We start from the raw sequence: 19,054 nt of genomic DNA on the forward strand, positions 1-19,054 counted from the left end.
GTAAACGCTAATGGCCATTCGCTTTGTGTTGGGTGATATCACCAGTGCAACCACCGATGCTATCGTTAATGCGGCTAACCCGGCCATGCTGGGCGGCGGAGGCGTTGATGGTGCCATTCACCGGGCTGCAGGACCTGAGCTGTTAAAAGCCTGCCAGGCGGTAGCGGTAAAAGATGGCGTGCGCTGTCCACCGGGAGAAGCGCGAATAACTCCAGCGGGTAAACTGGCGGCTAAATTTGTTATTCATACGGTAGGGCCTATCTACCATCAGGATCCACATCCCGCCCAAACCCTGGCTAGTGCCTATCAGCAAAGTTGCCGGCTGGCCGTTCACAACGGCTGCCAATCGGTGGCTTTCCCGGCTATATCCTGTGGTGTTTATGGCTACCCTCATAAGGAAGCGGCAAGTGTGGCTATTAACGCTTGTTTACAATTTGCATCCGCACTTAAGATTGATTTTTACCTCTTTGACCAGACACTATACGACTGTTTTGTATCTCAGTGGCAGACGATTAAACAACAGCAGCAACAATAAAACTTTTTGGGCTGCGTCTGCGACTATATTTAAAAGCACCTGAAACGGAGTTGGTGATGCGTTTACACAAAATAGTCCTGCTTGCCCTGGCGATAGTTACCAGCCCCATGGTGTTGGCCACCGAAGCAGCCGACTTTAATAAGCTTGATAAGTATTTAACGTCTGCTGAGGCCAACGGTTTCAGCGGCGCCGTATTAATTGCTGAAGACGGTAAGCTCCGTTTAAATAAAGGTTACGGAAAAACAGAGCGGCAGGGGAGTACACCTATAACCGCCGATACCCTGTTTGATACCGGCTCGGTAACCAAGCAATTTACCGCCGCGGCAGTCATGCATCTTGTTCAACAGGGCAAGCTGAGCACTACAATGCCAATTAGCCGGTTTTTTAACAGCCTGCCCGAAGATAAACAAGTTATCACCCTGCATCAGCTTCTTACCCATTCAGCCGGTATTGCCAATGGTATTGGAGCGAGGGATTTCACTCACGTTCCTACCGACGAGTTCTTTAGCCGGTTATTTGCTTTACCGCTTTATTTTGCGCCGGGTGAAGGCTATGCCTATTCAAATGCCGGTTACAGTATTCTGGCGCGGATCATTGAGCTGGTTAGCGGGATGTCTTACGAAGAGTACCTTCAGAAGGCTTTGTTTGAGCCAGCCGGTATGCACCATACCGGTTATCTGAATCCGGTACTGGCACAACTCCCTGCGGCAGCAGGCTATTTGTTTGGCGAAGTAGAGACGGGCAGTACCCGGGATAAGTACTTTGAGGACGAGGCTATCGCCTGGCCACTGAAAGGGAATGGCGGCATGCTGTCCACCATGAATGATATGTATCTGTGGGCACAGGCGCTGCAGAGTGAATCGGTGTTGGCTGCAAAATACCGCGATCAGCTCTTTGAACCCCATGTGGCAGAAAACGAGGAGGGCACCAGCCACTATGGTTATGGCTGGGCATTCATGCCAACCCCACGGGAAACTACTTTTATTGGTCACAATGGTTCAAATGGTACTTACTACTTTGATTTTCGCTGGTTGCCTGACGAACAGATACTAATCCTGTTTGCCTCTAATGCATTGGTGGAAAGTACTATGGCCTTGCCTTATTACATCGAGCAGTACCTTTTTGAAAAGGAACCGTTACCAGCGTTTGAGACCGGCATCACCAGTCAAATTGTAGGATTATCACTAAGCACAACCGGTAACCCTGAGCACAAAAAGGCAGTGTTACAGAAAACTTTTGCCAGCAAGATTGATAACAAGCGCATTCTGAATCGTGCCGGTTTGCGGTTAATGGATAACAAACGGTATAAAGACGCAATAGCCCTGTTGCTGCTGAATGTCGAACTTTACAGCGACGACGGTAATTTATGGGACAGTCTGGGTGAAGCGTATTTTGTTAGCGGGCAGTATGTTCAGGCGAAGCAGGCCTTTACCCAGGCGATTGAACGTAAGCCTGCAGACAATTGCTTTTGGTGTAATAATAGCGCAACACGACTACAGCAAATTAGCGAAGCTGACTGATTACGGACTTCTGGTCGCCATAATAAAGCCGGTGTAGTGATTAGCTTACCGGCTTGCACCTGGCTGAATCGGGTTGTGCACAGTTTTAACGCACTGCTCTTAATCCCTTAAGTCACAGATTCGTATTCCCTCAACAAAATGTTACGTGTAACATAGGTGTTTGATGATCAATTACGCCTGTTAACATTTATGACCAATCGCGCCTCCCTACAAGATATTGCCGATCAACTGGGCATTACTAAAATGACGGTTTCCCGTTATTTTCGTTCACCAGAAAAAGTGGCGCCTGCCACGCGCGAAAAAATTGCTCAGGCGGTGAAACATTCCGGCTATATCCATAATCGCGCGCCGGCGTTGATGTCCAGAGCGCTGAGCCGCACCATTGGTGTGGTGATCCCATCATTATCTAATCAGGTGTTTTCTGCTCTGGTGGATGGCATTGAGACCATTACCAATGCAGAATCTTTCGACATACTACTGGCTCACTCAGGCTACGATCCCAAGGTAGAAGAACGCAAGATTGAAATGTTGCTGTCTTATCAGGTGGATGGCCTGATCCTGTGCGAAACCGAACATACCGACCGTACGCGTACGATGTTAAAGCAGGCCGGCATTCCGGTAGTGGAGTGCATGGAATTGCCGGAAGCCCCAATTGATATGGTAGTAGGGCTCGACCACAAAGCGGCCGCTTTTAATGCGGTAACCCGGATGATTGCCCGCAATAAACAGCACATTGTTTATCTGGCAGCCCGCCTGGACCGGCGAACCATGCTTCGTCAGCAAGGTTACGAGCAGGCTATGTGGGAAGCCGGACTTACCCCGCAAACCGTGGCCACACCGTTTCAGTCGAGTTTTTCGCAGGGCATGAAACTGCTACAGCAGGCGCTGGATACCTTTGACAGGGTGGATGGCATATTTTGTACAAATGACGATTTGGCCGTAGGGGCTATGCAGTATTGTAAAAATGAAGGTATTCGGGTACCGGATGATCTTGCTGTGATGGGCTATAACGGACTGGATATCGGCCTTACCATGCAACCTAAACTCACCAGTGTGGTGACCCCCCGTCAGGCCATAGGGATTAAAAGCGCACGCCTGCTTATTGATGTGATCAACGGCAAAGTACCCTCTGATAAGCTTTTTGATCTGGGCTTTTCTTATACCGAGGGAGAATCGTTGAGTTAATCCGGTGAAATGAGCGACAGGTGATGCTGAATGTCAGCAACCAACTCTTCAATAGGTAACTCAATATCCACGGTGTATACATCCTGTTCGTCAGCAGCGGGCCGTTCCAGAGTATTAAACTGACTTACCAGCATTTCGGCTTTCATAAAATGTGCCTGACGCGCTTCCATCCGGCGTTTAATAAGCTCAAACTGGCCATCCAGAAAGACAAAGTTTACGCGGCTGATATGCTTACGAAATATATCCCGGTACTGCTTTTTCAGTGCAGAACAAACAATCACTACCGTTTTTCCTGCTGTAACATGCTGCTCGGCAGTCGCGGCAATCTGTTTTAGCCAGGGCGCGCGGTCTTCATCATTGAGTGCTTCACCCCGCGACATTTTAGCTATATTTGCCGGCGGATGCAGGTCGTCACCGTCAATAAAGGCGGCGCTGGCAGCCTCAGCGAGACGTTCACCAACCGTACTTTTACCACTGCCGCTGACGCCCATAACTATAATGCAACAGGGAGCGGGATTTTTATCGATGGCTGTCATAGAGTCTGCTTGCGTTCTTGTTAAAAAAATGTTCTGCTAAATGTTATGCGTAACATTTTAGCTCGGCTTGGCGGCTGTGTGAATAGTTAAATAGAGAATACAACGAGATTTCATGGATATTGCGAGCAATCAAACTGACAATATTGTTTTACTGTTAACCGGACTGACCATGGTTCTGTTGCTGATGGGACTGATTATTGTAGCCCGGGTGCATGCGCTTATTGCGTTAATTATAGTGAGTCTGATCACCGCTTTGATTACCGGTATCGGCGCTGCTGATGTGCTGCCTGTTATGATGCAGGGTTTCGGCAATACGCTGGCTGCGGTGGCTCTGCTGGTTGGTCTTGGCGGCATGATTGGTAAGTTACTTGAAAGCAGCGGCGGGGCAGATGTGCTGGCCCAGCGTATGATTAGTCTGTTTGGCCTCGAGCGAGCACCGCTGGCCTTAGGCATTACGTCGTTGCTGTTTGGTTTTCCGATCTTCTTTGATGCCGGGCTTATTGTGATGATGCCCATTCTGCTGAGTGTGGCCAGGCGCTTACAGCAATCAACCCTGTTAACCGTACTACCTGCCGCCGGGGCGTTTGCGGTGATGCATGCTTTTGTGCCACCCCATCCGGGGCCTGTAGCAGCGGCTGATTTACTGGGGGCGAATATCGGGCTGTTACTCATAGTAGGAACGGTGATTGCTATTCCAACCTGGTTTGCAGGCAGTTACCTTTATGCAATGTATGCTGGTAAACGATTTAATATAGACCTGCCCGCATGGTTTACCGATAGCGAATCCAATAAAAGCCGTCAGTGGCAACCCTCTTTTACCCGGGTTATCGCGGTGCTCTTGTTGCCGTTTGGTCTTATTTGCCTTGATACGGTGGTGAATACTTTGCAGGTGGCAGGTATGTTACCGCAAGAGTCGTCTTTCTTAAGTGGTCTGCGTTTGCTTGGCAAAACGCCGGTAGCACTGTTATTAACTCTGCTCATGGCGTTTGGGTTATTCCGTAAACAATTCACCCGCAAGCAATATGAAGGCCTATGCAACGACGCGCTTGGACCTTTAAGCGCCGTTATTCTGGTCACCGGGGCGGGCGGTATGTTCGGTGGCGTGTTGCGTGCTGCGGGGATAGGCGATGCGTTTGCGCAACTACTGGTAGATAATGGCCTGCCAGTAATCGTTGCGGCGTTTGTGATATCTGTATGTTTGCGGGTAGCACAGGGTTCGGCCACGGTCGCCTTAACAACCACCGCGGCGTTGATTGCGCCGGTAGTAACACAGGTTCCGGGCCTCAGTGCGGTGGATTTATGCTGTATCGTTATTGCTATTGCCGGTGGCGCTACGGTACTGTCACACTTTAACGATTCGGGCTTTTGGCTGGTATCACGGTTATTGCAAATGGATGAGAAAACCACCTTAAAAACCTGGACCGTGATGGAAACGCTATTAGGCACAATAGCCTTTATACTGGCGCTCCTGCTGAGCGCCGTATTTTAGGGGGCTATTCCGCCTCTGGCGGTGAGGGCAGGCCAAAGGAACTTAAAGCCAGTTCATAAGTGCCTGCCTGAACGCCATTTAATGGCGCGTAGTTAGGCGCGTTACTGGGTATAAAGCTGACCTTATTAAACAGCTGTGGCTGGATTTGCTTGATGATAGCCGGAATAAACTGCGGGTATTTTGTCATTGGCCCACCCAGAACAAACATTTTAGGGTTGATGACCGCCGCAATGGTTGCCAGCGTACTGCCAATTTGTGAAATGGCCGGATGGCCGCTTAAATCCACGCCTTCTTCCAGGGCCTGCTGAAGATGGTGGTTAGACACAAAGTCCTGCAGGTTCTCTTTATTATTCACCATGATGTGCCCAATTTCGCCGGAGATGCCGGTTGAGCCTCTGATCAGATGGTTATCCAGATAAATACCGGCCCCAATCCCTTCACCAAAGTAAATGAAGACAAAATCAGAGACGTTTTTAGCTATGCCGAGGCTTTTTTCGGCCAGCGTTGCCCAGTTAACGTCGTTGTCGAGGGTAACTGGACAGGCAAAATGCTCCTCAAGCAGTGCTTTGAAATTAATGCCATGAATGATACTGAACTTGGAGTAGGGCAATGCCAGGATTTCACCGGTTTGTGAATTAACCGGTACCGCTACGGAAACGCCGATGGCGAGCAACGGCGAAGACTGGTCCTGCACGGCCAGGCGGATAAAGCGCAAAATCGCCTCTGCCAGTTCTGCCTGCTGCCAGGCAGGGTCGATATAAAAGCACTGATCACGAATCACTTTCAAAGACAGGTCGGTAAGGCGAAGCTGGATCTGTTTTACATCAATAGCAATAGCCAGGGTCAGCCCTTTAGCGGCGTTTATTTCGTAAATAACACCAGCGCGGCCCTGTTTATTTTTGGTTTTTCGGCTGGTTTCCACCACCAGGCCGCTTTTTTCCAGTCGCTGCGCCGATTCGGAAATCGTCGGCCGGGAAATACCGGTTTTCTTGGCTATGGCGGCTCGCGTCATCGGACCATGTTCTTTCAGACAGTGAAAAAATTGCCTGTCGGTCATCAGAGCGAGAGGTGTGCCGTTTTGTAGGGGGTCTGTTTGTTTCATTTTTATTAACACATTTCTCTACTGATTCGCTCAGTTTGATTATTATTGTATTAGGCAACAAATGCTTCCGTTATCGATATGTTAAATCACCGTTGCAAAATGTTTTGTTAATATACCTGCTTTTTAAATTCTTAAAAGGCTTTTCCGGTATTTTGCTGTTGCTTTGCACTAATTGATAATAAGTGAGACACAAAATCCAGCATTACACAAATAATCGCCATGGCTAAACCATATAAAATAAAGTTAAATTGCTGAAATAAAATAAAAAAATATATTTCTGGCTTACTTTAACAGCTTCTGTATCCGCATTTAACAGTAAAACACCCGTTTAATATACAGCAAATTAATGCTGATTATTCATATGGTTTGTTTATAAAATCGATTAGAATGAGATTGTTTCATGAGTTTTTTGCTGCCTTAATGTAAGGCAAAGATCGCACCAAACAGAGTAAAAGTGTTAAAATCTTATCAATTAGTTAAGTCGCTTTACAAAAAGCTTGCATTGTTACGAAAATGTAACTATACATATGGGGCGTTACAAACGGTTAACCTGATTTCCCGTTGTAACGGTTCAATACGGATTGAGAGAACTGTATTGAATTTAGCACTGCGTCAAGGCAACAGCAGGTCAGCCTGCACTTAATTATCGGTTAATCGGTTGGGTATCAGATGACAGATGGTTAAGGCCAACGGCGCATATAAATAAAAAAGTGTTAATCTCATTGGAAACCAAATTATGTTTTATAAAAGCAAGCTAGCAACTGCTGTATCCGGGGCACTATATGTGATGGTCGCCACAGGCGTTCAGGCACAACAAGCGGAAACAGTTGAAAAGATCGAAGTACGCGGCGTTCGTGGCAGTCTGTCACAATCAATGAACGTAAAGCGTCAGTCTACTGGTGTTGTTGACGCCATCTCTGCTGAAGACATGGGTAAATTCCCGGATACTAACCTGGCTGAATCGCTACAGCGTATCACTGGTGTATCCATCAACCGTGTAAACGGTGAAGGTTCTGAAGTAACCGTTCGTGGTTTTGGTGGTAACTTCAACCTGATTACTCTGAACGGTCGTCAGATGCCAGCCGCTAACGTTGCCTCAATTACAGGTAACCCGCTTGACCAGGGCGCTTCTGGTACAACTCGTTCATTCGACTTCTCTAACCTGGCATCTGAAGGTGTTAGCGGCATTGAAGTTTATAAAACAGGTCGCGCAGCGGTACCTTCAGGTGGTATCGGTGCAACAATCAATATCAATACTTTAAAGCCACTGGCACAGGGTGATAACCGCGCTTCTGTTGGTGTTAAAGCCGTTAAAGACGAAAGTGGTGACGGCGTAACACCTGAAATGAGTGGTGTGGCTAACTGGGTTAACGAAGACGCTAACTTTGGTGTGTCAGTATTCGGTTCTTACCAGGAGCGTGACTCTGGTAGCCGTCACATGAGTGTTGAAAACTATCAGTTATATAACTGGGATGTTAACTCACCAGGTACTTTTGGTCTGGTTCAGGGGGCTAACGTTACCAATGCTCCTACACAGGGCCAACTGGTTGCAATGCCTTCTAACCTGGGTTTAGGTGTTAACCACGACAACCGTGAACGTATCAACGGTATGCTGACTGTTCAGTACGCACCAAGCGATGATATGACTATCACTGCAGATGCGACTTACGCGAGCAACGAAATTCAGTCAACTTCAGTTGTTGACGGTATCTGGTTCGCACGTCAGTTTACCGATATGGAATTTGACGGTAACCCTGTTGTTGCTACCCCAATCCGCTTTACTGAAGACATCGATGGCGGTAAAGACTTCTTCTTCCAGAACCTGGTAATGGGTGCGAAGGATGAGTTGTCATCATTCGGCTTCAACGTTGACTGGTGGGCAAACGATTCACTGAACATGCGTTTTGATGCGTCAGTTGCCGAAGCTAAGAGTGGCGGTGCTGGTCCATACGGTAAAAACGTAATTCGTTTCAACGTAGCGGGCGCGACGGCTGGCTGGCAAACAGTTGACTTCGGTCAGCGCATGCCTCAGGCGAGCATCGTGGTTGACGATTCTCAGAAAGGTAACGACAACGGTATCTTCGATCTGCCGGACGTTGGTCCTCAGGTTACCCGTGCGATTTCTTCTGACCAAACTTCTGACGTTGCTCAGTTCCGTTTAGACGGTACCTGGGATCAGGGTTCAGATATCAAACTTGATTTCGGTGTGGGCTACATGAGCACTGAAATGAACCAGGTTCGTTACGAAACTGAAGCACAGCTGGGTGGCTGGGGTGTATCTGATGTAGGTAATATCCCTGAAGGTCTGCTGGAAATCGGTTGTACTGCCTGTGCGTTTGAAGATCATGACATGAGCGGTGTTGCCGGTGCTGATGGTATGGCTGTTCCAGCTGGCGCGACTACTATCCCTCTGGGTAGCGTATCGTTCGTTGGTAACGCAGTACACCTGTTAGAAGCTGTTGCTCCTGCATACGGTTTCACTCCAGGCGACCTGCCAGCTGTAGCGTCTGACAACAATACTGTTAAAGAAGACATCATGTCACTTTACGGTATGGCAACAATGGACGGCGAAATCGGTGGCTTCGAAGCTAACCTGGTAGTCGGTCTGCGTTACGAGAAGACAGACGTTGAGTCTATCTCTCTGCAATCAGTACCTGAGCAAATCATCTGGTTATCAGATAACGATTTCCGTATCCAGCTGGGTAGCGGTACCGATGCACTGTCAGAGAAGCACTCTTATGAGGCACTGCTGCCGAACATCGATTTGTCAGTTAACCTGACCGATGATTTGAAAGCCCGTTTCTCTTACAGCATGACCCTGGCTCGTCCTGCTTACAACCAGATGTACACTGCGACCAGCATTGGCGCGCCTAGCCGCCCAACTTACCTGGGTGGTCAGGGTTCTGGTAGCCGCGGTAACGCAGCGCTGGATCCGCTGGAGTCAAACAACTTCGACCTGTCACTGGAATACTACTACGGTGAGTCGAGCATGGTGTCTGTGGGTTACTACCGCAAAGACGTAGATAACTTCGTAGGTACTCAGCAGGTATCACAAAACCTGTTTGGCTTACTTGACCCAACTTCAGGTCAGGCTGGTACCGTTTCTGGTGATGCGATTGCAGAACTTGAAGCGCGTGGTATCGAAGTTACCGAGCGTAACTACTTCACCATGACAGCACTGCTGTCTAACCCGGATGCATTCCCGGGTGGTGCAGATGACTTCGAGGAAGGTCAGGCGTTCGCAGATGACGTATTTGCAAACTACAGTGTTGGTCCGGTAGCGGGCGATCCAAACATGCTGTTTGAGGTAACTCAGCCAGTGAACAACCAAAGCGCTCGTATCTCTGGTTACGAGTTAGCATGGCAGCACTTCTTCGGTGAGTCAGGCTTTGGTTATCAGGCTAACTTCACCATCGTAGACGGTGATATCGGTTACGACGTAGGCGCCGATCCGGCAGTTGACCAGTTCGCTCTGGAAGGCCTGTCTGACAGTGCTAACATCGTTCTGATCTACGAGAAAGACGGCTTGTCAGCACGTGTTGCTTACAACTGGCGTGACTCGTTCCTGAGCGAAGTTAACCGCGGCGTATCTTCTGTTCGTAACCCGCTGTTTATCGACGAGTACGAGCAAGTGGATGTTAACGTTAGCTACGAGTTCAGCGAAGATCTGACAGTAAGCATGGATATCATCAACCTGACTGAAGAAGGCCAGCGCCAGTATGGACGCAGCTATAACAACACCTTCTTTATCCAGGAACTGGACAGACGCTACGTTCTGAACGCGCGTTACACGTTCTAAGTGATGTAAAAACCTGACCGGCGCACCCGTGCCGGTCAGGCATTTCCCTGTTGTATTCAAGTCAGCATTTGCCTGTCATCACAGCTAAGGGTAGGATGCAGACTAACCGTTTCTTCTTAGCTATTTAGCGAATTTTCCTATGTCTAACATTGCCGTTTTAAACAACGTTGATCACGCTGATATCAAGATCAGTGTTAGTGACACCAACAGCACCAGTGATAACGTCAACCGTTGCCAGATCTATGCATCTGAAATCACTGAGTTACAAAAAGAATTCCCCATCCTCATTTATCGCGGCGAAGAGACTGAGTCCTTGCAGTTGCATGCTATTCTGGGGCTGGAAAAAAATGAAAACCTGTTTTTATCCGCGAGCGGATGGACAACCCGTTATGTGCCGGCATTACTGGCTCGTGGTCCGTTTAGCATTGGCTACAGCAAAAACGACAATGGCGAACCCACGGATCCTAAAATCTGCCTCGATATGGACGATGCCCGGGTAAACAGTAACGAAGGCGAAGCCGTGTTTATGCCAATGGGGGGCGAGTCCCAGTACCTGCAGTATGTCAAAAAGGCGCTGCAAACCATTGAAACCGGCGCACAGTACAACCACACCTTATTTACCTTAATTAATGAGCTGGATTTATTGGAGCCGGTGTCAATTCAGATTAAATTAAGTAATGTTGAACAGGTTAATCTGAACAACTATTACACCATTAATCAGCAAAAGCTCAGCGCCCTTGAGGGGGATCAACTCGCTAAGCTCAATCAGTACGGTATCCTTAGCTCATTATTTTTTATTCTGTCTTCAATGGGCAATTTTCAGCGTCTTATCGAGCTAAAGAACGCTAAGTCGGCAGTACTGTAATTATTTAAGGACGCATTACCATGACGGCCAATCAGGTACTTGTGTTAGAGGGCATTTCACCCGACAACATTCCTTTTGACGATCTTTTTGCGTTAAATAAACCGGTGATACTTAAAGGGCTGGTGAACAACTGGCCGCTGGTACAAGCTGGCAAACAGTCTGTTGAACAGGTCATGGCGCAGCTTACTGAAAACGATACCGGTCGGCCGTTGCTGGCCTATCGAGCGCCAGCACACATTAAATCGCGTTTTGGTTACAACGACACCTGCACGGGCTTTAACTATAGCAGCGAAAAAACGCGTCTCTCTGACGTGCTGGCACAAATCAAAGCCGGTTTCAGTGACGATGAACACGAATACCTGTATATCAACTCCTTGCGATTTGATCAGGGCCTGCCTGAATTAAGTAAAGCCAATACGCTCAATTTTTCGCATCCGGAATTCATCAATAACCAGCCGGTACCTAAAATCTGGATCGGTACGGAATCGGTGGCGGCGGCGCATTTTGATCAACCCAAAAATGTTGCCTGTTGTGTATTAGGTAAACGCCGCTTTACGCTGTTTTCGCCAGAGCAGGTAGACAATTTATACCCCGGTCCGCTGTCGCCAACGCCTGGCGGGCAGGTGGTTACCACCGCTAATCTTGATGAGCCCGACTTTGAAAAATTCCCACGCCTGAAAACCGCGCTGGAAAATGCCTGGATCGCTGATCTGGAACCCGGTGACGGACTGTATTACCCCAGTATGTGGTGGCATGAGGTCAGGGCGTTTGACCGCTTTAACGTTATGGTTAATTTCTGGTGGATGACAGCCAAACCTTATCTGGGCAACCCCATGGACCTGCTCATGCATGGCATGCTCACCCTGCGCGATAAACCGGCCGAGGAAAAAGCCGCCTGGCGTGCATTGTTTGACTATTATGTGTTTGGAGAGGGCGAAAAAGTCATCGAGCATTTGCCGGTAGAATGTCATGGTCCGCTGGCACAGATGGATGAATTATCGGCGCGCCGTTTACGCGCAATGTTACTGAATAACCTTAATCGATAAATAGGCTTAAATTAATGGCGCAAAAGAAAACCCGTGTTGTTGTAGCCGGCGGCGGCACTGCCGGATGGTTAACCGCGTTTAGTTTAGTGACCCGTTTAGGTAACGTGCTGGATATCACGTTAGTTGAGTCTGATCAGATTGGCACCGTGGGAGTAGGGGAAGCAACCATTCCTACCATGTGCAATTTTCATCAGCTGATGGGCATCAACGAACAAGAGTTTATGGCTGCGACAAACGCCACCTTTAAGCTGGGGATTCAGTTTGATAACTGGGCAAACGACGGTGACAGTTATATTCACTCTTTCGGCGAAATAGGTCAGCGTTCATGGATGGCCGAATTTCATGAATTCTGGATGGAAGCCGTGGCTAATGGTCAGCAGGATAGTCTGGAAGACTATTGCCTGGAATTAAAAGCTGCCAAAGCCAATAAGTTTGCCACTAAGATTGGTAATCGGCCGCTTAACTTTGCCTACCACCTCGACGCTACGGCTTATGCTGCTTACCTTAGAAAGAAATCAGAAGCTGCCGGTGTTACCCGTTGTGAGGGTAAAATTCAGTCGGTAGATACCGATCCTCAAAGTGGTAACCTAACCCGCCTGACGCTGGATACGGGTATTGCGATCGAAGGGGATGTGTTTATTGATTGCACCGGTTTTAGGGGGCTATTAATAGGCGAACATCTTGGTGTCGGATATGAAGACTGGAGCCACTGGCTGGCTGCCGATCGGGCGATTGCCATTCAAACCCAGTCTACCGAAGCGCCCAAACCATACACTATCGCCACGGCCCATAAAGCCGGTTGGCAGTGGCGTATTCCGCTACAGTCGCGGGTCGGTAATGGTATTGTTTACAGCAGTCGCTATTTAAGTGACGAGGATGCACTGGCAACCCTTAAGCAAAACCTCGACGGTGAAATGCTAACCGAACCCCGTTACCTTAAATTTAAGACCGGCCGACGGGAGAAAGCCTGGCATAAGAACTGTATCGCGGTTGGATTGGCCAGTGGCTTTTTAGAGCCGCTGGAATCTACCAGTATTCACCTGGTTACCACCGCGCTTATCCGCCTGATGAAGCTATTTCCGTTTAGCAATGACCACGAACTGCTGGCTGAGCAATATAATCGAGAAACGCAAAAAGAGATGGAGACCATCCGCGATTTTATTATTTTGCACTACAACCTGACGAAACGTACCGACAGTGATTTCTGGGATCATTACCGCACTATGGATATTCCGGAACCCTTAGCCCACCGAATGGCTATCTTTGCGCAAAACGGCTACGTGTGGCCCGACGATGTGGCGCTGTTCAGAGTCGATTCCTGGGTGCAGGTAATGATGGGCCAGGGCCTGATGCCAGCGCAGCATCACGGGGCCAGTCGAATGCTTCCCACCGACGGTTTAAAACAGCAACTCAGTGCTTTCAAGCAATCGGTTAATAATGCGCTGGGCCAGTTACCCGCTCATGCCGACTTTATTGCCCGGTATTGTCCGGCCGGCAAGCAGGTTAAGTAAGGGCCAGGCATGCAAAAGAATATCACCCGGGTTGTGGTTGTAGGCGGTGGTACCGCCGGTTGGCTTACCGCTGGCATTATTGCGGCCAAGAACCCTCTGGTTGGCGAGAACAGTCACACTGAAGTCATTCTGGTGGAATCGCCTGACGTTAAAAACCTTGGCGTGGGTGAGGGAACCTGGCCTACTATGCGCGACACGCTGCGGTTGCTGGGCATTGCCGAAAAGCAGTTCCTCAGTGAATGTGAGGCTAGTTTTAAGCAGGCTTCAAAGTTTGTTGGCTGGCAGCAGGGCGGTGAGGATAAGTATTACCATCCCTTTACGGCACCTGCGGGGTTTGGTGCGGTTAATCTGGTTGAGGCCTGGCACGATGAAGGCTGCCCGGGCGACTTTGAATCCTGGGTCTGTGCTCAGGGCATGGCCTGTGAGCGCTATCAGGCGCCGAAAATGCCCCAATTACCCGAATACGCTTACAATTTTAATTACGGCTACCATTTAAGCGCCGATAAATTTGTCGCGCTCCTTCATCGTCATTGCACTGAGCAACTCGGCGTACAGTATAAAAGCGCCCATGTTGCCGGGATCCAGAGTCATCCCGATGGCGCAATAGCGGCTATCGAACTGGCAGAAGGCGAGCCGTTGGCCGGTGACTTATTTATTGATTGCAGTGGATTTAGTGCGCGCTTAATCGGCCAGCATTACAACGTTCCCTTTGTTTCTAAACGGCACATTTTATTTAACGACACGGCAGTGGCAGCCCAGGTGAACCATGCCAGTGACCAAACGCCAATAGCCTCGTGTACGGTTGCTACGGCAAGACCTCACGGGTGGGTGTGGGATATCGCGTTACAGTCGCGCCGCGGTATCGGCCATGTTTTTGCCAGCGAGCTAACTACCGAGACTCAGGCTGAGGACGCATTAAGAGCTTATATCAGCAGTGATGAGTCTTTGAGCCAGAAAGCGATTATGCCGCGAACCATCCGCTTTGATCCCGGCCACCGGGCGCGATTCTGGGAACATAACTGCGTTGCAATCGGGGTATCCGCTGGTTTTGTTGAACCGCTGGAAGCCACGGCACTGGTACTGATTGAAAAGTCGGCGGAGTGGATAGCCGACCAACTGCCGCGCAGCCGGGCTGCCATGGCAGTGCTACGTAAACGCTACAATGAAATGACGGACGCACGGTGGGGCGAGATCATTGACTTCATCAAACTGCATTATGTATTAAGTGAGCGCCGCGACAGCCCCTATTGGCAGGCCCATGCCGATCCTGCTTCCTGGACAGACAGCCTCCGGGATGCTTTGCAGTTATGGCAAAGTCAGCCGCCTGGCTTGTTAGAAACCAATCTGCGCCAGGAGCTTTTCTCCTCTGCCAGTAAACAATACGTATTGTATGGCATGGGGTTTCGCTCCCATGACTGGCAGCCGGGTGGCATTACCAGTCTGCGCAAACCACTAATTGAAAGGGTGCGCCGGGAGTTTTTGCACAATGGCGATAAGCTGTTGGCGCAGTTGCCAACCAACCGGGAATATTTTAACCGGCTTAAGGCGGCTAGCGCTTAGCAATAATATAAACCGCGTGCACAATGCCCGGGATATAGCCCAGCAGCGTCAGTAAAATATTGATCCAGAATTGCGCGCCAATACCGACTTGCAGAAACACGCCCAGCGGTGGCAGTAAAATTGACAATAAAATGCGTAGAATATCCATGGTTTTCACCTTATTTGTGTAGAAAACCATGGATGTTGCAAGGGCCTTGCCAGTTAGTAGTAATTAGTGACAACAGCTGGCCTGGGAAGACTTAGTCATTTTTTGTTGCAGTGCCTGCCAGCCATTTCTAATCATTAAACCACCGAGGAGAACAGCACACAGTGCATAGATTGGTGAGATCTCTCCATGTTCGTGGGTTGACTGACCAAGCGCAATCCACGACTGCAGGGAAAACTGATCGACCAGCAGGTTTAAACCATAGCCCAGCACTATACTTGCGCTCATTACACTGGTGATATACAGAATGAGAGTTCGTTTACCCATCTCCTTGGCAATCATCCCCATGGTTGAAATATTCGTGGCCGGGCCAGCCAGTAAAAAAACCAATACGGCACCAGGAGATAATCCAGCACTTAAAAAGCCTACCGCAATAGGCGTAGATGCCGTGGCACAGATGTACATAGGAATACCAATCACTGCCATAACCAGCATGGCCACCAGACCGTCGCCCCAACTGGTAAGAAAGTCGGTGGGTACCCAGGTTTGAATTGCTGCGGCCAGCGCCAGGCCAATCAACAACCAGACGGTAATATCAATAAGTAGTTTGCCACTGGAAAATTGCCAGATAGCGGCGACTTTGTCTGTAAAGCCAGGTTTATTTGCAGGTGAGGCTGAGCTGTCTTCGCTGTCGCAGCAAGAAGATGTACTTGCTGGTGTTGCCTTTGCTTTATCAGTGCTGCAGCAGGATGCAGTGCTTACCGGCTCAGCAGGCTTGCTGCTGCAACAGGATGTCGTTGTTTCTGCTACTTTTGCTTTACTGCTACAGCAGTTTTGGGGGGCTTCGGCCGGTGTGGCAGGGGCCTCATGGGTGGTCGCTGGTGCTTCTTTATCGAACCATTTCACCATCATTCCGGCGTAGATAGCGCTGACAATGGCGCAAAATGGACGCACTATAGCGAACAGCGGGCCAAGCAACGCGTAGGAAACAGACACTGAGTCTACCCCGGTTTCCGGCGTGGAGACCAAAAATGAGACAGTCGCGGGTTTGGAGGCGCCGCTGCGGCGTAAGCCCACCGCTGCAGGAATAACCCCACATGAACAAAGAGGCAGGGGAGCGCCAATGACTGCCGCTTTACCAACTGCGCCGGTACTGGCACTGCCCATGTGTTTTTGTAACATGCTGATGGGGACCAGTTCATGCATCAGGCCGGCAACCAGTAGCCCGAGCAATAACCACGGCGCTGACTCCATAAACAGTAATAAAAAGTTTTGTGCTAACAGGGCAATATCGCTCATGATGCCTCCATGGAATCCAGTGCCTGCAGGATAGAGCAGTGCTCAGCACTCTCAGGACCGCCGCAACAGGCAGTATGCAGTGTTTTTAATGACATACGAATTTTCTCCAGCTCAGCAATCTTTTCATCTAACTCCCTCACTTTGCGTGCCGTGACCTGCTTTACCTCTTCACAGGTGTGATCGTCGGGATGCAGACGCAGTTCCAGAAGCTCGCTGATTTCATCAAGGGTAAAGCCAACGGCCTTGGCCCGCTTAATAAATTGCAGGCGGGCTAAATCGTCAGCAGAAAATAACCGGTAACCGGCATCCGAACGCTGTGATGCCTGTACCAACCCTTTGTTTTCATAAAAGCGTACGGTGTCGACAGTCAGCCCGGTGAGTGATGCCAATTGGCCAATTTTGTAATGTTTAGTCTTCATACTGGTAGTTTAAACCCTGGAGTTAGCTCCAGAGTCAAGCATAGCAAAAAAATAACCGTCATACAGTTGCGGCAACTTCCATGCTGCAGCTGATAAACGCTTGAATGGCGCTGGATGGATTATCTTTACGGGATACCAGATAGGTAGGGGCATTTGCAATGTCGCTATCTACTGGAGCTATTTTAAGCCCGCTGGTCTGATGCAGCGTCAACAATGAACGGGGCACCATGCCAATTCCCATTCCGGCGATGACACAGCCAATCATGGTAAAGTGGCTGGGGATCTCTATGACCTTTTCGCAAGTATGCCCGTGCTTTTTAAACCAGGTTTCCAGGCGGTGGCGATAGGAGCAGCCTTTCTGATAGCCAACCATGGTCAGCGAGGTCGGTAGCTCATCTATGTCCGGCCAGTCAGCCGGCATAATAAGCACTAATTCTTCATCAAAACAGGCCACGCAATGCAAACGGGGATCATCGGGTGGATCGGCAGCCATGACCACATCCAGCTCGCCATCTATCACTTTTTCAATCAGTGGCATGGATGCCCGGGTAATCAATTCTACCTGCACAGCATGATAATGCTGGTGAAAAGCCGATAGTATGTCGGGTAAGCGCGATGCGGCACTGCTTTCCATAGAGCCCAGGCGCAGTAAACCCGAAGGCTCTTTCTGGGTTAACTCCGCTATGGCACTTTTGTGTAACTGCAATATCTGATTGGCGTAGTCGAGTAGCCGAAGTCCTGCAGAGGTAACGGTGAGGCGATTATTGGTGCGCAGGAACAGCTCCACATTGAGTTCCTGTTCGAGTTTTTTGATCCGTGCTGTCACGTTTGAAGGCACGCGATGCAGTGACTCGGCCGCACGGCTAACACTGTCATGCTCAATGACGGCTTTAAAAACGGTAAGGTCGGCAATATCCATCAGTACTTCCAGGTTAAGGCGATGACTCTTTCATAAATAATGAAAGAGTTGTTCTTCAATATTCATTATAAATGAATGTTTGGGTAGCTTATACTCATCACTCATAAAATCAACGGGGATCACAACACATGAGTGACACTGGTGCACATTCGCCATCACAACCGATAACAGCAATGCCTATGGCCGGACTGGCGTATGCGCTGTGTGCAGTGATGATTTGGACCGGATTTATTTTGGTGTCCAAGGCCGGGGCCTTAGCAGCTCTGGCCACCCCGGATTTGATTATGGTGCGCTTTGGTACCGCGTTTGTATTGTTTTCTCCGTTTATCTGGCGACATCGTAACGTGATCTGCCAATGGCGTATGGCGGTGTTGGGTAGTATTGGCGGGCTCGCGTACGCCTTATCGGTGTTTACCGGTTTCGCTCATGCACCGGCTACCCATGCGGCGCTGTTACTACCAGGCCTGATGCCCATTATGATTGCGGTATTTGCTTATTTTGTTGCTGGCGAGCGGCATAAATTATCGTCCTGGCTGGGGATCGCGGTAAGCAGTCTGGGTATAGCTGCATTGTTAATCGAGACGCTGCTGGTTGATAATCGCTTTTGGTTTGGTGATATGAGCTTTATTGTTGCCTGTATGTGCTGGGGCGTGTTTACCGTTTTATTGCGGCGCTGGCAGTTTGCCCCATGGCACGCCACGCTGGGGATCATCACGGTAACGACGCTGTTGTTTACGCCCGTTTATGTATTGTGGCTACCACATAATCTCAGCGAAGCTTCCTGGCAAATGCTGGGGTTACAGGCTTTTTATCAGGGCGTAATGGCAACTACTATTCAGATGGTCCTGTATGGTCGGGCGGTACACTTAATTGGCGCGACCCGAATGGGCGGCCTGATGGCGTTAGTACCGGTTTTTGCCAGTGTTCTGGCTGTGCCGTTATTTAACGAGCAATGGACGCCAGGGCTAACCATTGCGTTATTGCTAATCCTTGCCGGTACGCTGATCAGTAATTTTCCGGTTCGGTTGGTAATCGGGAAGTGGCGCCGAAAGTCATCCTGTACGGCGTAATTTTGCGTGCAAATAAATGAAACTAAATGCATGAAAACATGATTACACGTCTTG

General features: G+C 49.3%; 16 protein-coding genes. 10 read left to right on the forward strand and 6 right to left on the reverse strand.

What is annotated here, in order from left to right; genetic code table 11:
* The first annotated feature begins 10 nt into the window (after positions 1–10).
* From D9T21_RS01055 to D9T21_RS01065, 3 genes are all read left to right on the forward strand, one after another.
* On the forward strand, positions 11–535 hold the full coding sequence (locus tag D9T21_RS01055) for a macro domain-containing protein (RefSeq protein ID WP_123323346.1): 525 nt from the start codon (positions 11–13) through the stop codon (positions 533–535).
* A 56-nt stretch (positions 536–591) separates the two neighbouring features.
* Complete coding sequence (locus tag D9T21_RS01060) at positions 592–2,055, forward strand: serine hydrolase domain-containing protein (protein ID WP_123323347.1); 1,464 nt, start codon at positions 592–594, stop codon at positions 2,053–2,055.
* A 189-nt stretch (positions 2,056–2,244) separates the two neighbouring features.
* Positions 2,245–3,240, forward strand: coding sequence for a substrate-binding domain-containing protein (locus D9T21_RS01065; RefSeq protein WP_123323389.1), 996 nt, complete (start codon positions 2,245–2,247; stop codon positions 3,238–3,240).
* On the opposite strand, the gene D9T21_RS01070 is transcribed toward D9T21_RS01065, so the two are convergent.
* The gene (locus D9T21_RS01070) at positions 3,237–3,776 is read right to left on the reverse strand and encodes a gluconokinase (RefSeq protein ID WP_123323348.1); all 540 of its coding nucleotides are present in this window, start codon (positions 3,774–3,776) and stop codon (positions 3,237–3,239) included. The two genes, D9T21_RS01065 and D9T21_RS01070, sit on opposite strands and share 4 nt — an antisense overlap.
* 112 nt (positions 3,777–3,888) lie before the next feature.
* On the opposite strand from D9T21_RS01070, the gene D9T21_RS01075 reads away from it, so the two are divergent.
* A complete protein-coding gene (locus D9T21_RS01075; protein WP_123323349.1) occupies positions 3,889–5,265 on the forward strand; it encodes a GntP family permease in 1,377 nt (458 codons plus the stop codon).
* A gap of 4 nt (positions 5,266–5,269) precedes the next feature.
* Here D9T21_RS01075 and D9T21_RS01080 read toward each other — a convergent pair whose 3' ends face one another.
* Entirely contained in the window at positions 5,270–6,367 is a 1,098-nt protein-coding gene (locus tag D9T21_RS01080; protein ID WP_123323350.1) for an ROK family transcriptional regulator, read from the reverse strand.
* Between the two features lie 787 nt (positions 6,368–7,154).
* On the opposite strand from D9T21_RS01080, the gene D9T21_RS01085 reads away from it, so the two are divergent.
* The 5 genes from D9T21_RS01085 (at position 7,155) to D9T21_RS01105 (ending at position 15,148) form a co-directional block, all read left to right on the forward strand.
* Positions 7,155–10,166: a TonB-dependent receptor gene (locus D9T21_RS01085; RefSeq protein WP_241155596.1), complete on the forward strand. Its 3,012-nt coding sequence runs from the start codon at positions 7,155–7,157 to the stop codon at positions 10,164–10,166.
* A gap of 139 nt (positions 10,167–10,305) precedes the next feature.
* A complete protein-coding gene (locus D9T21_RS01090; protein WP_123323352.1) occupies positions 10,306–11,031 on the forward strand; it encodes a SapC family protein in 726 nt (241 codons plus the stop codon).
* A 20-nt stretch (positions 11,032–11,051) separates the two neighbouring features.
* Positions 11,052–12,077 carry a cupin-like domain-containing protein gene (locus tag D9T21_RS01095; RefSeq protein WP_123323353.1) on the forward strand — a complete coding sequence of 342 codons (1,026 nt, stop codon included), beginning with the start codon at positions 11,052–11,054 and terminating at the stop codon, positions 12,075–12,077.
* 14 nt (positions 12,078–12,091) lie between these two features.
* Positions 12,092–13,588: a tryptophan halogenase family protein gene (locus D9T21_RS01100; protein WP_123323354.1), complete on the forward strand. Its 1,497-nt coding sequence runs from the start codon at positions 12,092–12,094 to the stop codon at positions 13,586–13,588.
* 9 nt (positions 13,589–13,597) lie between these two features.
* Positions 13,598–15,148: a tryptophan halogenase family protein gene (locus D9T21_RS01105; protein WP_123323355.1), complete on the forward strand. Its 1,551-nt coding sequence runs from the start codon at positions 13,598–13,600 to the stop codon at positions 15,146–15,148.
* On the opposite strand, the gene D9T21_RS01110 is transcribed toward D9T21_RS01105, so the two are convergent.
* The 4 genes from D9T21_RS01110 to D9T21_RS01125 form a co-directional block, all read right to left on the reverse strand.
* A complete protein-coding gene (locus tag D9T21_RS01110) occupies positions 15,138–15,296 on the reverse strand; it encodes a YqaE/Pmp3 family membrane protein (protein ID WP_105935811.1) in 159 nt (52 codons plus the stop codon). The genes D9T21_RS01105 and D9T21_RS01110 overlap by 11 nt on opposite strands.
* 63 nt (positions 15,297–15,359) lie before the next feature.
* Entirely contained in the window at positions 15,360–16,592 is a 1,233-nt protein-coding gene (locus tag D9T21_RS01115; protein ID WP_123323356.1) for an SO_0444 family Cu/Zn efflux transporter, read from the reverse strand.
* Positions 16,589–17,011, reverse strand: a complete 423-nt coding sequence (gene zntR / locus D9T21_RS01120; protein WP_123323357.1) for a Zn(2+)-responsive transcriptional regulator — start codon at positions 17,009–17,011, stop codon at positions 16,589–16,591. Before zntR ends, D9T21_RS01115 begins: the two co-directional genes overlap by 4 nt.
* Before the next feature lie 58 nt (positions 17,012–17,069).
* Positions 17,070–17,930, reverse strand: a complete 861-nt coding sequence (locus D9T21_RS01125; protein ID WP_123323358.1) for a LysR family transcriptional regulator — start codon at positions 17,928–17,930, stop codon at positions 17,070–17,072.
* Between the two features lie 128 nt (positions 17,931–18,058).
* Here D9T21_RS01125 and D9T21_RS01130 point away from each other — a divergent pair, with 128 nt between their 5' ends.
* On the forward strand, positions 18,059–19,000 hold the full coding sequence (locus tag D9T21_RS01130; RefSeq protein WP_123323359.1) for a DMT family transporter: 942 nt from the start codon (positions 18,059–18,061) through the stop codon (positions 18,998–19,000).
* Positions 19,001–19,054 lie beyond the last annotated feature (54 nt).

This window comes from Marisediminitalea oceani (assembly GCF_003731635.1).
In the GTDB taxonomy this organism is placed as follows: domain Bacteria; phylum Pseudomonadota; class Gammaproteobacteria; order Enterobacterales; family Alteromonadaceae; genus Alteromonas; species Alteromonas oceani.

What these genes read in the sequence shown, in the direction of transcription:
- D9T21_RS01075 (WP_123323349.1), top strand. Translation starts at nt 3,889, where the DNA reads ATGGATATTGCGAGCAATCAAACTGACAATATTGTTTTACTGTTAACC.
- D9T21_RS01110 (WP_105935811.1), bottom strand. Translation starts at nt 15,296, where the DNA reads ATGGATATTCTACGCATTTTATTGTCAATTTTACTGCCACCGCTGGGC.
- D9T21_RS01060 (WP_123323347.1), top strand. Translation starts at nt 592, where the DNA reads ATGCGTTTACACAAAATAGTCCTGCTTGCCCTGGCGATAGTTACCAGC.
- D9T21_RS01080 (WP_123323350.1), bottom strand. Translation starts at nt 6,367, where the DNA reads ATGAAACAAACAGACCCCCTACAAAACGGCACACCTCTCGCTCTGATG.
- D9T21_RS01130 (WP_123323359.1), top strand. Translation starts at nt 18,059, where the DNA reads ATGAGTGACACTGGTGCACATTCGCCATCACAACCGATAACAGCAATG.
- D9T21_RS01125 (WP_123323358.1), bottom strand. Translation starts at nt 17,930, where the DNA reads ATGGATATTGCCGACCTTACCGTTTTTAAAGCCGTCATTGAGCATGAC.
- D9T21_RS01055 (WP_123323346.1), top strand. Translation starts at nt 11, where the DNA reads ATGGCCATTCGCTTTGTGTTGGGTGATATCACCAGTGCAACCACCGAT.
- D9T21_RS01090 (WP_123323352.1), top strand. Translation starts at nt 10,306, where the DNA reads ATGTCTAACATTGCCGTTTTAAACAACGTTGATCACGCTGATATCAAG.
- D9T21_RS01065 (WP_123323389.1), top strand. Translation starts at nt 2,245, where the DNA reads ATGACCAATCGCGCCTCCCTACAAGATATTGCCGATCAACTGGGCATT.
- D9T21_RS01100 (WP_123323354.1), top strand. Translation starts at nt 12,092, where the DNA reads ATGGCGCAAAAGAAAACCCGTGTTGTTGTAGCCGGCGGCGGCACTGCC.
- zntR (WP_123323357.1), bottom strand. Translation starts at nt 17,011, where the DNA reads ATGAAGACTAAACATTACAAAATTGGCCAATTGGCATCACTCACCGGG.
- D9T21_RS01085 (WP_241155596.1), top strand. Translation starts at nt 7,155, where the DNA reads ATGGTCGCCACAGGCGTTCAGGCACAACAAGCGGAAACAGTTGAAAAG.
- D9T21_RS01105 (WP_123323355.1), top strand. Translation starts at nt 13,598, where the DNA reads ATGCAAAAGAATATCACCCGGGTTGTGGTTGTAGGCGGTGGTACCGCC.
- D9T21_RS01115 (WP_123323356.1), bottom strand. Translation starts at nt 16,592, where the DNA reads ATGAGCGATATTGCCCTGTTAGCACAAAACTTTTTATTACTGTTTATG.
- D9T21_RS01095 (WP_123323353.1), top strand. Translation starts at nt 11,052, where the DNA reads ATGACGGCCAATCAGGTACTTGTGTTAGAGGGCATTTCACCCGACAAC.
- D9T21_RS01070 (WP_123323348.1), bottom strand. Translation starts at nt 3,776, where the DNA reads ATGACAGCCATCGATAAAAATCCCGCTCCCTGTTGCATTATAGTTATG.